This window comes from Nonomuraea rubra, assembly GCF_014207985.1.
Classification (GTDB): Bacteria; Actinomycetota; Actinomycetes; order Streptosporangiales; family Streptosporangiaceae; genus Nonomuraea; species Nonomuraea rubra.
Genome location: NZ_JACHMI010000001.1, coordinates 3,468,090 through 3,480,640, shown reverse-complemented (window position 1 = coordinate 3,480,640; position 12,551 = coordinate 3,468,090). Strand labels below are relative to the sequence as shown.

Genomic DNA, 12,551 nt, shown 5'->3' with positions numbered 1-12,551 from the left:
GCGTTGAGGCTGTGACATCGTTCCCACACGGGATCCTAGGGCGACCTTTCCCCGCGGGTCAACGCACCGGATGGCAGAAATGTCAGACGGCGGGAGGCTGCGCGGTGGATTCGCGCTCGATGAGCCGCACGTTGAGCACGGTCGTGACCGAGTCGGACTCAGGCCGCTCGATACGCTCGTCGAGCCTGCGTACGGCGGTCGCGCCCAGGTTGAAGGTGTCCTGCGAGACCGCGCTGACCGTGGGCGAGACCATGCTCATCCAGGGCGCGTCGTCGAAGGCGACGAGGCTGATGTCGCCGGGCACGCTCAGGCCCAGCTCGCCGATCGCCCGCCAGACGCCTTCGGCGAGCACGTTGTTGGCGGCGAACACGGCTGTGGGACGGTCGGGGCCGCGCAGCATGTCGAGCGCCCGGCGGCGCGAGTCGGCCACGTCCCAGCCCGAGGAGACGACCAGCTCGGGATCGACCTTGATGCGACCGGCGTTCAGCGCCTCCAGGTAGCCCTGGTACCGCTCGTACCCGGTGGTCCAGTCGGTCTCGTCGATGAACAGCGCGATCCTGCGGTGGCCCAGCCCGACGAGGTGGGCGGTCGCGGTACGGGCGCCCACGCGGTTGCCGACCACGACGCCGTCGGTCGAGCCGGCCGCGAACTGGCGGTCCACCTCGACCACCGGGATGCCGTGGGAGCCCAGATAGGTGGACACGGCGGAGGAGTTGGGCGTCACGACCACCCCGGCCACCCGGAGCGCCACCAGTGCCTCCGCGGCCTCACCCTCGGCCTCCGCCGACAGGCTCGTGTCGGCCAGCACCATGGTGTAGCCGCGCTCGCGGGCCTCCCTGCTGGCGCCGGCGGCCAGCTCCGCGTAGAACGGGTTGCGCAGGTCGCTCACCAGGACCCCGACCGACCGGCTGACCTGCTGCTTGAGCGTGCGTGCCATGACGTCGGGCACGTAGCCCAGCTCGGCCGCGGCCCGCAGCACCCGCTCGCGCACGTCGCTGGCGGCGTAGCCGCGCCCGGTCAGCGCCCTGGAGACGGTGGAGCGCGAGACTCCGGCGGCCTCGGCCACGTCCTTGATCGTGGGGCGGCGGGAACGGCCGAGAGGGGCGCTGCGCCGTTCTACGGTCATCGAATCCCTTCCGGGACCACGTCGACCAGCGCCTCGGCGTGCTGCCCGAGACGCAGATCGCCGATGGTCAGATCGACTGCGAGGCGAACACGGCGTCGCGGCACGACGTCGGCGACGAGACGGAGATGCACCTGCTCCATACCCCCTCCGGGCAACCTAAGCGTCAGGGATCCCTGCTCGCACCGCCAGCCGGGCGGCACCACCGGCTGGAGGGTGGCCACGGCCTTGTCCGGCCACGGGTTGCGCACGGTGGCCGTCAGCACGATCTCGCCGCCCGTGGGGACGCTCGTATAGTACGGCGTCAGGCGGCACAGCACCCCGTCAGCCCCGAGGTCGAGCCGGTCCAGCGGGAGCAGGTCGTGGTGCAGCGCGACCAGCTCCTCACCGCGCTCGGTCATCATGTGCAGGTAGTCGTCGTCCACCCAGCGGGGCCGCCAGTGGCCGCTGACCATGAGGTCGGGGCGCAGGCGCCGGTAGAGCGCGGCGCTCTTGCGGTAGTCCTCGATCTGGAACCTGTTCTTGTACTGGAAGTTCAGGATCTCCTGGCGTTCGTTCGGGATGCCCATCCCGTCCTGCTGGTCACCGGTCACCAGCACGCGGTGCCCGTCCACCTCGAACTCGTACGCCGCCGCGAACAGCGTGTGCCCCGGCAGGTCGTGCACCGTGATGTCGTACTCCCGCCAGCGCACGGTCTCGCCCAGCCCGAGCACCCGGTCGGCGGGGATCGGGTCGAACCACTGGCACGGCAGGTCGTGGTGGAGCGGCGTGGCCAGGATGGGGGCGATGTGGGAAGGTGCCCAGATCGCGGTGCCCTCGACGTCGCGCAGCAGCGGCATGCCCGCCACGTGGTCGTCGTGGTAATGGGTGGGCAGGGCGACCTCGACGCCGGTCACGCCGTAGTGCTCGCGCAGCGCGGGCAGGGAGGCCAGCCAGGGGCGGCGCGCCTCGCGGGCGGTGCTCTTCACCAGGCCGGTGGACATGTCGTAGCCGAAGTCGAACACCATGGCCGCGCCCGACTCCGACAGCAGCACGTAGCTGTAGGACTGGCTGCTCCTGTTCATCAGCAGGTGCGGCGTGACCTGCACGAACGGGTTGTTCAGCAGGCCGCGCACGTCCCAGGGGTGCGGGCGGCGGAAGTCCACGTAACGCTGCATGGCGGCCGACAGCCGGGCCAGGGCGTCCTTCGGGTCGGTCATCGGCTCGCCGTGCGAGGGCAGCAGCACGTCGAGCTCCTCCCGCTGGAGCAGCTCGGAGCTGACGACGACCATGGCGGGGCCCTCGTTCTCGGTGTACGACCACTGGGTGGCGGCCAGCGACCACACCTTGCCCGGGGCGTAGATCAGGTCACCGGTGAAGGCCGCGCCGCCCACGACGTACGTGACGGAGCCGGGAGTGTGACCGGGTGTGGGCAGGACGCGCACGTCCACCCCGCCATATCGGGCCGTCCGATACTCCGGCACCACGCCCGTGATCGGAACCGGCTCCAGCAGCGAGAAGCGGTCGTCGCGCAGGTCGTAGTCGTTGAGGAGCTGGCGCCCCTCCCACATCTCGCCGACCCTGTCGAACAGGTCACGCTCGACGGGCGGCACGTGGACGGCCACGCCCGCCTCGACCGCCCGGTGCAGCCCCTGCACCTGGTCGCGGTGGTGGTGGGTGACCAGGACATCGGTGATGCGGTCGAGGCCGAGCTCGTCGAGCAGGTCGAGCACCCGCCCCGAACCGAAGTCGACGGCGATCCCGGTGCGCTCCTCGCCCTGGGCGGCGGGAGCCTTGATGACGTAGACGTGGCAGGTGTCCTCGACGCGGAGCACCCCGGGCACAACTTCGGTTACTTCCTTACCCACGAGGCCCGATCCTATCCGGTATCGTTCCCACAATGGATGCCCTGGAGTGGATTGTTCCCTGTCCGAAAAAGGCTACTTTCGGCATTTCACACCTCGAACTTCGTGACGGCGGAGTGCAGGGCGACGCGGCTGCCGCGAGTGCCGTCGGCGAGCTGCGCCGGGCACTCCCGTTGACACCCGGCGCCCCCGCGCTCGTCGAGGTGCGGGTCGACTCCGGTGCCGGGCTGCCGCCGGAAGGGTACACGCTGACGGCGGGCGACGGCAGGGTGACGATCGTGGGAGCCGATCCCGCCGGGGCGTTCTACGGGGCGCAGACCCTGATCGCGCTGGCGGAGGTCCCGTGCTCCGAGCACGTGGCGTGCGTGCCCGAGTCGGACGTCCGCGACTGGCCCGACCTGCCGCTCCGCGGCACGATCGAGGGCTTCTACGGCACCCCGTGGACGCACGCCGACCGCATGGACCACCTGCGCTTCTCCGCCAGGCACAAGCTCAACGCCTACGTGTACGCCCCGAAGGACGACCCGTTCCACCGGGAGCGGTGGCGGGAGCCGTACCCGGAGGAGGAGCTGGCGCGGCTGGCCGAGCTGGTGGCGGAGGCGGCGGCGCGGCACGTGCGGTTCGTGTTCGCGCTCAGCCCCGGCCTGTCGATGGTCTACAGCGACCCGGCCGAGCGGGCGGCGCTGCGGGCCAAGGCCGAGCAGGTGTGGCAGGCCGGTGTCAGGGAGTACGCGCTGCTCTTCGACGACATCCCGCCCGAGCTGAGCCACGTGCCCGACCGCGAGGCGTACGGCACGGCGGAGGGGGCGAGCGCCAGCGCCCACGCGGCGGTCTGCCGCGACTTCGCCGAGCACTTCCTCGCGCCCCACGGCGCTGACCGGCCGCTGACCATGGTGCCCACCGACTACGCGGGCACCGCCCGCACCGCCTACCGCGACCGGCTGGCGGCCGAGCTGCCCGCCGACGTGCTGGTGTGGTGGACCGGCTCCGACGTGGTGGTCGGCACGATCTCCGCGTACGACATGACGGCCGCGGCGGCCTCCTACGGCCACCGGGTGGCGCTGTGGGACAACTTCCCGGTCAACGACTTCGACTTCTCCCGGGTCTTCCTGGGGCCGCTGGTCGGCCGGGCCACGGACCTGGACGAGGTGCCGCTGGAGGGCATCACCGCCAACCCGATGGTGGAGGCCGCGGCCTCGCGGATCGCGCTGACGACGGTGGCCGACTACGCCTGGCACCTGGCGGCCTACGACCCGGCCCGCTCGCACGAGCGGGCGATCCGGCTGCTGCCGGGGGCCGCGGAGCTGCTGCCGCTGGTGGAGGCGTGCTCGGCGTGGCCACCCGGCGACGACCAGAGCCCGGCGCTGACCGCTCTGTGCGCCGCCGCGCTGGAGGGCGGCCCCTACGAGGTGCTGCGCGCCGAGCTGGTACGGCTGGCGGAGCTGCCGACCGGCGTGCCGGGCCCCATCGCCGCCGAGCTGGCCCGGTGGGTGTCGGCGGCCAGGGACATGGGCGCGGCCGGGCTGGCCGCGCTCGACCTGCTGACGGGCGCGGGCACGCTGGCGGCGGCCGAGGAGGCGCTGGCCCGCGCCGAGACGCACGAGGCGAACGTGCTGCGCAAGGTGATCCCGCCGTTCGCCCGCCAGGTGCTCGAACGCGTCACCGCCTGAAAAGCAGGAAGCGGCCCGTGGTGGTGAGACCACCACGGGCCGCGTCGTGTGTCAGAGCGCCGGCGCCGCTGCGCGGGTCAGAGCGACAGCACCTGGCCGGCCGCCCGCAGCTCCTCCTGCAACGCCGCCACGTCCACGTCCTGCACCGCCTTCCCGCTCCCCGCCGCCTGGGCGGCGGCCAGCCCGGCGGCATGCCCGAGCATCTGGTACTGCACCTCCATCCGGATGGAGGAGAACGCCACGTGCGAGGCCGACACGCACACCGGCACGACCAGGTTCGCGCACTCCTCCCGCCGCGGCACGATCGCCCCGTACGGGATCTGGTACGGCGCCACCCACACCGACAGGTACCCCTCGGTCACCACCATGGGCACCGGGTCGGGATGTTCGTAGACGTGCCGCCAGGTCCGCTGCACCTCGCGGATGTCCAGGTGGTAGGAGCCCATCGCGATCACGTCCGGCTGCGGCCGTCCCTGGACGAGGTCGTGCTCGGTCAGGTGCCGCTCCCCCAGCATCCGCCGCGCCTCGCGCACGTAGAGCTGGTGCGGCAGGTGCCCGGTGTCGGCGAACTCGTCGGCCGGCAGCCCCCACCGCGACAGCTCGGCCCGCACGGCGGCGGGCACCTCGGGGTCGTGGGAGAGGAAGTACAGCAGGTCCTGGGCGTGGTGCAGGTGGTGCAGGCGGATGCGCTCGCGCCCGGCGGCGTCCGCGTCGGGGTAGGCCCAGGCCGAGCGGTCGAGCACGCTGAGGGAGAACGACCCGAGCGAGTTGCCGTCGCACTTGCCGCCGGGCAGGTTCGGCTCCAGGCCGACCAGGCGTCCCGCGCGGGGCTCGACGCCCCGCTCGCGCCAGTGGCGGAAGAGCCGGCGCCCCAGCTCCCAGTGCTCCTCGTCGTAGCCGGGCCGCCGCTCGAACGGGATCCGGTCCGGCGCGGTGGTCATGCAGACGCGGTAGCCGTACGACATGACGCCGCCGTCGCCCGCGCCCACCTCGGCCATCGGCCCGTCGGCGACCTGCGGCAGGAGCGTGCCGTCGGCGCGGAACGGCGAGATCCACGGCGGGAAGTTGTGCAGGCCGGGCACCACCTCGCGCCGCCCGGCGAAGGTCTCGCCGTGCAGCGACCGGTCCTCGCGCCCGACGCGGTACGGCACCCCGGCGGCGGCCATCAGGTCACCCTCGTAGCTCGCGTCCACGAACACGCCCGCCGCGAACTCCCCGGCCGACACGATCCGCCCGCCCGAGCTGACCACCTCGCCCAGCGGCGCGCCGAACACGACCTCCACCCCCGCCCGCTCCAGCCAGGACAGGAAGATCTCCTCGGCGACGTGCGGCTCGGGCCCGGCGTAGTGCCCGGGCGCCACCCCGTAGGCGCCGGCGACGGCCTGGCGGAACTCGGCGGCCATGCCGCCCAGCACGCGGGCGTCGCCGAGGTCGGTGTAGCCGAGCCCACCCGAGGTCATGCCGCCGACGTGCCGGCCGGGTTCGAGCAGCACGGTGTCCAGGCCGCGCCGGGCGGCGGCCACGGCGGCGCACACGCCTGCCGAGGTCGCGCCGTACACGACCACCTCGGCCTGCCTCATCGCAGCCCCCACCAGGCCGCCACCTGGTCGAGGTCGGCGCCGCCGATCGGCTCGCCGGTGTTGTCGATGGACTCGACGTAGTACAGGGCGGGCACGCCGAGCCCGGGCTGCGCCCGCGCGTAGGCGAGCCAGTCGGCCCGGCTGGGCATCGGCCACTGGTCGGTGTCGATCAGGTGGTGCGGCATGGCGTGCGCGGCCACCGCGTGCCGGTAGCGGAGCTGGTCCACGGCGGGCACGAGGTCGCCGCGGGCGTCGTACTCGAGCACGTCGTTGAGCCTGATCATGTCGGTGACGCCGGCGAAGGCCGGGTGCGGGGTGTGGGTGATCATGAGAGCGTCGGGTTTGACCTGCTTGGCGGCTTCGTACATGGTGGCGAGCAGCTCGTGCAGGAGGGCGATCCCCCAGGTGGAGCCGTACGTCTTGAGGTGCGAGCCGCTGGGTGACCACTGCGTGAAGTCGATCTTGAAGCCGTCGGCGCCGAGGTCGCCCAGGAGCCGTTCCATGATGGCCCGGACCCGCAGCCGGTAGGCGGGGTTCGACGGGTCGGCGGCCACGGGGCGGCCGCCCGCGTCCGTCACGCACTCCTCCGGCGGCAGCCCGTCGGCCGACCAGGCGCGCCACCACAGCAGCACGCGCTGGCCGCGGGCGTGCCGATCGGCGATCCACTCGCGCAGCGCCGGCCACTTGGCCTCGTCGGGCTCGCAGTCGCCGTACGTGAGCTGCCACCGGTCGTCGATGACGATGGTGCCGGGGACGATGCCGTGCTCCTCCAGCGTGGCCAGCCACTCGTCGTACAGGTCGCGCCGCGACAGCTCCACCGGCGAGACGCCGTCGGCCCTGGCGCACTGCGCGCCCCAGCCGCAGAAGATCGGCCGGCTCCACCAGTCGGCCCGCTCGGGGGCGCCCGACGGCGCCAGGCCGTGCTCGACGAGGTCGGCGCGGTGCTGGGCGATGGCCTCCCAGGGCGAGGCCGCGGCGCGGAACACCACGGCGGGCGAGGTCCAGGAGCCGCGTACCTCGGTGTGGCCCTCGTAGTCGAAGCGCAGCAGCGCGCCGCCGTCCAGCGGCTCGTACGTCAGCTCGGTGAAGGTCAGGCCGTCGATCCCGGCGCGGACCGACGCCGCCAGCCAGTCGCCCGCCGGGACGGAGGTCGCGCCGTCCGGCTCGTCCTTGCAGAAGGCCAGCACGAGCGGCGGCGGGGAGAAGACGGCGTGCAGGCGGCCGGGCGAGGCGTCGCCGACGACGGTCAGCGCGACCGGCTCGGACACCGGCCGCACCACCCGCACGGGGTGCGCGGGCGTGGGGCTGAAGACGCCGCGCGCGTGCACCCCCGACCGGAACGTGCCGGCGGCGCGGGTGTTGAGCACGGCCCTGCCGCCCATCAGCGTCACCTCGCCGAGCACGCCGTCGCCCTCGACCCGGACCTCCAGCGCGACCGTCTCGGGGGTGCAGGTCAGCCGGACCGTCTTGGCCTCCCACTGGGTGCTGCGCTGCGGGAAGTCGAAGATCGCCACGTCCCCGCGCTCGACGAGCACGGGCGGCAGCGTCTCGTACGTCTCGTCGCGCCCGCCCCGCGTGCCGGCCGAGGCCAGCAGGTTGAGCGTCAGCCAGCCCACCAGCTCGGCGCTGGGGTCGGTACGGGAGACGGTCAGGTGGTAGTGGCCGCTGTCCAGGTGGTAGGCCGTGTCAGTGGTGGTGATCCGCATGGGTTAGCCGTAAGCCTCGATCCTGGGCAGGGCGGGGGCCGTGCCGCCCCCGGCGATGAGCCGGGCGTAGTAGCGCCCGGAGTCCTTGACGGTGCGGGCGCCGGTGGCGTAGTCGACGTGGACGAGCCCGAACCTGGGCCGGTAGCCCAGCGCCCACTCGAAGTTGTCCATGAGCGACCAGTGCAGGTACCCGCGCACGTCGGCGCCCGCGTCGAGGGCGGCCTCGACGGCCGCGACGTGGTCGCGCAGGTAGGCGACCCTGCGGTTGTCGTGCACCTGGCCGTCGTGGCTGGGCGCGTCGCCGAAGACGCCGCCGTTCTCGGTGATCATCAGCGGCGTGCCGGGGAAGCGCCGGCTCAGCCCGACGAGCAGGTCGCGCAGCGCGCCCGGGTTGATCTCCCAGCCCTCGTCGGTCCTGGCCACGTCGCCGCTGGGCCCGACCACCCTCCAGGGGAACGGGTCCGGGGGCGCGGCGGCCATGACGCGCCGCGTGTAGTAGTTGATGCCGAGGAAGTCGCTGCGCCCGCCGATCGCGGCCTCGTCGCCGTCCTGGATGAAGTCCAGGCCGTGGCCGAGCGCCCGTTCCCAGTGCTCGCGCATGTCGGCGGGGTAGCCGCCGGCCAGCAGCGGGTCGAGGTACCAGCGGTTGACGTAGCCGTCGGAGCCGATCGCCGCCGCGCGGTCGGCCTCGCTGCCGGTCGCGGGATCGCAGGGGAAGAGGCTGAGCGCCGCACCGGCCATCGTGCCGGGGTGGGCGTGCAGCACGTCGGCCGCCGCGCCATGGCCGAGCAGCACGTGGTGGCCCGCCCTGACGGCCGTGCCCAGGTCGGCGACGCCGGGGGCGTGCAGGCCGAGCTGGTAGCCGAGCAGGGCGATGATCCACGGCTCGTTCTGGGTGATCCACCAGGTCACGCGGTCGGCCAGCCGGTCGGCGACGGCCTGCGCGTACGCGGTGAAAGCGTTTACGGAGGAGCGCTCGGCCCACGTGAGGCTCGACGGCATGTCCCAGTGGTTGAGCGTGAGCACCGGCTCGACGCCCGCCTCCAGCAGCGCGTCGGTGAAGCGCTCGTAGTGGTCGAGCGCCTTGGGGTCGGCGTGCGCGCCGTCCGGCATCACCCGGGACCAGCCGGTCGAGAAGCGGTAGGCGCCCAGCCCCAGCTCCTTGACCAGCTCGACGTCCTCGCGCCAGCGGAGGAACGAGTCGCAGGCCCGCGAGCCGTCGCCGCCGCCCTCGACCGCGCCGGGGCGGCGGCAGAACACGTCCCACACCGACTCGCCCCGGCCGTGGTGCCCCTCGATCTGGTACGCGGACGTGCCCGCGCCCCACAGGAATCCCTCGGGGAAGCTCATCCCTTGCTCCCGGTCGTGGCGATGCCCTTGACGAAGTGCTTCTGGCCGAGGAAGAACAGGATGATCATCGGGATCGTGGTGATCACGCTGGCCGTCATGACGATCTCCCAGTGCCACTCGCCGCCGAACCCGAACTGGTCGAGCAGCGCCTTCAGCCCGCGCGGCACGGTGAACGTGCTGGAGTCGCGCAGGTAGATGAGCGGCCGCATGAGGTCCGTCCACGCCGCCTGGAACTCGAACAGCAGCGTCACCACGACCGCCGGCTTGCACAGCGGCAGGGCCATCCTGGTGAAGATCTTCCAGTTGTTCGCCCCGTCGATCTTCGCCGCCTCGAACGGCTCGCGTGGCAGGCCCATGAAGAACTGCCGCAGCAGGAAGATGTAGAACGCGCTGCCGAACAGGTTCTGCGCCCACAGCGGGGTCAGGGTGCCGACCATGCCCAGGTCGTTCCAGATGAGGAAGACCGGGACCATGGTGACCGCGCCCGGCAGCATCATGGTGGCCAGCAGCAGGCCGAACAGCGCCTTCCTGCCGGGGAAGCGGAAGTAGGCGAAGCCCCACGCCACCATCGCGCTGGTGATCGTCACGGCCACCGCGGCCAGCACCGTGACCAGCAGCGTGTTGGCCATCCACAGCCCCAGCGGCGCCTCCTGCCACACCCGGATGTAGTTGTCGAAGGTGAAGGTCTCGGGCAGGATCCGGTGGTCGAACACCTCGCTGCGCGGCTTGAACGAGGCGCTGAGCAGCCAGACGAACGGGTAGATGAACGCGACGGCGAACGCGCTCAGCGCCGCCCAGATCAGGATCTTCCGCAGCCGCCTCACGAGTTCCCCCCTTCGTAGTGCACGAACCGCCTGGTCACCAGGATCTGCACGGCGGTGATCGCCATGATCACGATGAACAGCAGCCAGGCCAGCGCGGAGGCGTAACCCATGTGCAGGAACTCGAAGGCCTGCTGGAACAGGTAGATCGCGTAGAACAGGGCGGCGTCGTTGCTGTAGGTGGTGTTGCCCGCGCCGAAGAAGGCGGTGTACGCCTCGGTGAACGACTGCAGGGCGTTGATGCTGTCCACGATGAACAGGAAGAACAGCGTCGGGCTGATCATCGGCACGGTGATCCGCAGCGTGCGCTTCCACCAGCCGGCCCCGTCCACGAGGGCGGAGTCGTACAGCTCCTGGGGGACGCCGCGCAGCGAGGCCAGGATGATGACCACCGACGACCCGACGGTCCACAGGCTCATCAGCACCAGGCCCGGCTTGACCCAGGCGGGGTCGGTGGTCCAGGCGGGGCCGTCGATGCCGAAGACGCCGAGGAAGCTGTTGATCAGGCCGTTCTGGCCGTTGAACAGCATCAGCAGCAGGATGCCGATCGCGACCGGCGGCGTCATCTTCGGCAGGAAGAAGGCCGTGCGGAAGAAGCCGGTGGCCCGGGTGGCGCTGTTGAGCAGCAGCGCCAGCCCGAGGGAGACGACGAGCTGGGTCGGCACGGACATCACGGTGAACAGGAACGTGTTGCGCAGCGCCAGCCCGACCTTCGGATCCTCGAAGAGGGTCACGTAGTTGTCGAAGCCGATGAACGACGGGTCGTTGATGACGTCGTAGTCGGTCAGCGACAGGTAGGCGCTGTTGATCACGGGCCAGGCGGTGAAGATCAGGAAACCGATGATCCAGGGGCTGATGAACAGCAGCGCTGCCCTGGTCTCGATGAAGCGCATGGACCTCATGCGCGGTGTTCTGGTGCCGGCCATCTCAGTTCGTACGCTTCGTCCAGTCGGCCCACGCCTTGTCCAGGGCCGCCTGGGCGTCCTTCTGGGCCTTGTCGAGGGCGGCCTGCGGCTCCTCCTGGCCGTTGAGCACCCGGTTCACCGCGCCCTGCCAGGCGTCCTTGAACTCCTTGTCGGCCGGGTTGGCCGGCAGGCTGAAGGTGTTCTGGTTGGCCTCGTAGACGGCCTTGACACCGGAGTCCCAGGGCTCGCCGCCCGAGGTGAGCATCTTCTGGATCTCCTCGTCGGCCTTGACGTTGCCGGTGAGGACGCCGGTGAACGGCTTGCCCTCGGCCTTGCGCTTGTCCAGGCGGGCCTGGGCGGCGGCCTTCCACGACTCCACCAGCGTCATCGTCTTGGCGAAGCGGCAGGCGGCGCCGGGGTTCTTGGAGCCCTTGGGGACGGCCCACGACGAGCCGGAGGAGTAGGCCAGCGGCTTGCCCTCCGGGGTGCGGAAGGTGTCGAAGGCCATGGACGCCTTGGGCGAGACGTCGTTGAGCACGTTGACGTACCACTGCTCCATCGGCATCGCGCCGAGCGCGTTCTTCGCGTACTGGTTGCCCTTGCCGAAGAAGTCGGCCGAGTCGCGCACGGCCTTGACCTTGGCGAAGCCGCCCTGCGCGTCGTAGATGGCGACCGCGAACTGCAGGGCCTTGACCACCTCGGGGGTGTTGAGCTGGGCGGTCCTGCCGTCGGCCGACAGCAGGTCGGCGCCGAGGGACTTGGCCCACAACGGCAGGAACTCCGGCAGCTTGCTGTCGAAGCCGATCACCTGCAGCTTGCCGCCCGGCGCCTTGACCAGCTTCTTGGTCGCCGCGGTGACCTTGTCCCAGTTGGAGCCGTTGACGTCGGCGATCGTCAGGCCGGCGTCCTTGAGCAGGGCGGCGTTGGCCATGGTGATCTGGACCTGGTTGAACTCGGGGATCGCGTAGACCTCGTTGCCGAACGTGACCTGGCTGAGCGCGTTCTTGTTGTACATCGAGGTGTCGATCTGCTCGCCCTGGACGCACGAGGTGAGCGGGATGATCGCGCCGCGCGAGGCGAAGGTGCCGATCTGGTCGCGGTTGGCGTAGATGATGTCCGGCGGGTCGCCGGCCGCCACCGCCGACAGGAACTGCTGGATGTCGAGGTCGCCCTCGATCAGCTTCACGTCCGCGCCCTTGAGCGACTTCTTGGCCAGCTCGACGCGGGTCTCACCGATCTCGTCGGTCGCGCCGAAGCCCATGACCGAGATGGTGCCCTGGTAGGAGGCGCCGGGGTCGAACTGGCCCGCCGACGGAGCGGGCGCCGCGGCGCCACCGGTGCCCCTGGCACACGAGGTGAGCGCCAGCGCGAGCGACACGGAAAGGACGGACCAGCGGACGAGCGGGGATCTCATGGGGGTTTCGCCTCCACACTGAACAAGCGGGGCATCAGGCATGCTGATGACGGCCACGTGGCGCCAGGCCAGTGTGGCAACGTTCACACATCTGAGAACGTACCCATACCGCTGAAATCCCGTCAACCACTCACTTCA

9 protein-coding genes are annotated in these 12,551 nt (G+C 71.4%); 1 reads left to right on the top strand and 8 read right to left on the bottom strand.

What is annotated here, in order from left to right; genetic code table 11:
- Window positions 1-82: 82 nt before the first annotated feature.
- Entirely contained in the window at window positions 83-1,126 is a 1,044-nt protein-coding gene (locus HD593_RS15835; RefSeq protein ID WP_185102890.1) for a LacI family DNA-binding transcriptional regulator, read from the bottom strand.
- The gene (locus HD593_RS15830; RefSeq protein ID WP_185102889.1) at window positions 1,123-2,970 is read right to left on the bottom strand and encodes an MBL fold metallo-hydrolase; all 1,848 of its coding nucleotides are present in this window, start codon (window positions 2,968-2,970) and stop codon (window positions 1,123-1,125) included. The genes HD593_RS15835 and HD593_RS15830 overlap by 4 nt, the downstream gene beginning before the upstream one ends.
- A 113-nt stretch (window positions 2,971-3,083) precedes the next feature.
- Between HD593_RS15830 and HD593_RS15825 the strand changes: the two genes are divergently transcribed.
- Entirely contained in the window at window positions 3,084-4,637 is a 1,554-nt protein-coding gene (locus HD593_RS15825; protein WP_185102888.1) for a protein O-GlcNAcase, read from the top strand.
- A gap of 77 nt (window positions 4,638-4,714) precedes the next feature.
- On the opposite strand, the gene HD593_RS15820 is transcribed toward HD593_RS15825, so the two are convergent.
- Genes HD593_RS15820 through HD593_RS15795 form a run of 6 tightly spaced genes read right to left on the bottom strand, consistent with a single transcriptional unit; the run spans window position 4,715 to window position 12,413 of the window.
- Window positions 4,715-6,217, bottom strand: a complete 1,503-nt coding sequence (locus HD593_RS15820) for an FAD-dependent oxidoreductase (RefSeq protein WP_185102887.1) — start codon at window positions 6,215-6,217, stop codon at window positions 4,715-4,717.
- A complete protein-coding gene (locus HD593_RS15815) occupies window positions 6,214-7,923 on the bottom strand; it encodes an alpha-amylase family protein (protein ID WP_185102886.1) in 1,710 nt (569 codons plus the stop codon). The genes HD593_RS15820 and HD593_RS15815 overlap by 4 nt, the downstream gene beginning before the upstream one ends.
- 3 nt (window positions 7,924-7,926) lie before the next feature.
- Window positions 7,927-9,273, bottom strand: coding sequence for a GH1 family beta-glucosidase (locus HD593_RS15810; protein ID WP_185102885.1), 1,347 nt, complete (start codon window positions 9,271-9,273; stop codon window positions 7,927-7,929).
- Window positions 9,270-10,097 carry a carbohydrate ABC transporter permease gene (locus tag HD593_RS15805; protein WP_221524781.1) on the bottom strand — a complete coding sequence of 276 codons (828 nt, stop codon included), beginning with the start codon at window positions 10,095-10,097 and terminating at the stop codon, window positions 9,270-9,272. The genes HD593_RS15810 and HD593_RS15805 overlap by 4 nt, the downstream gene beginning before the upstream one ends.
- Entirely contained in the window at window positions 10,094-10,996 is a 903-nt protein-coding gene (locus HD593_RS15800) for a carbohydrate ABC transporter permease (protein ID WP_185102884.1), read from the bottom strand. Before HD593_RS15800 ends, HD593_RS15805 begins: the two co-directional genes overlap by 4 nt.
- 25 nt (window positions 10,997-11,021) lie before the next feature.
- Window positions 11,022-12,413, bottom strand: coding sequence for an ABC transporter substrate-binding protein (locus tag HD593_RS15795; protein ID WP_185102883.1), 1,392 nt, complete (start codon window positions 12,411-12,413; stop codon window positions 11,022-11,024).
- Window positions 12,414-12,551: the final 138 nt, after the last annotated feature.

What these genes read in the sequence shown, in the direction of transcription:
- HD593_RS15835 (WP_185102890.1), bottom strand. Translation starts at nt 1,126, where the DNA reads ATGACCGTAGAACGGCGCAGCGCCCCTCTCGGCCGTTCCCGCCGCCCC.
- HD593_RS15820 (WP_185102887.1), bottom strand. Translation starts at nt 6,217, where the DNA reads ATGAGGCAGGCCGAGGTGGTCGTGTACGGCGCGACCTCGGCAGGCGTG.
- HD593_RS15815 (WP_185102886.1), bottom strand. Translation starts at nt 7,923, where the DNA reads ATGCGGATCACCACCACTGACACGGCCTACCACCTGGACAGCGGCCAC.
- HD593_RS15810 (WP_185102885.1), bottom strand. Translation starts at nt 9,273, where the DNA reads ATGAGCTTCCCCGAGGGATTCCTGTGGGGCGCGGGCACGTCCGCGTAC.
- HD593_RS15800 (WP_185102884.1), bottom strand. Translation starts at nt 10,996, where the DNA reads ATGAGGTCCATGCGCTTCATCGAGACCAGGGCAGCGCTGCTGTTCATC.
- HD593_RS15795 (WP_185102883.1), bottom strand. Translation starts at nt 12,413, where the DNA reads ATGAGATCCCCGCTCGTCCGCTGGTCCGTCCTTTCCGTGTCGCTCGCG.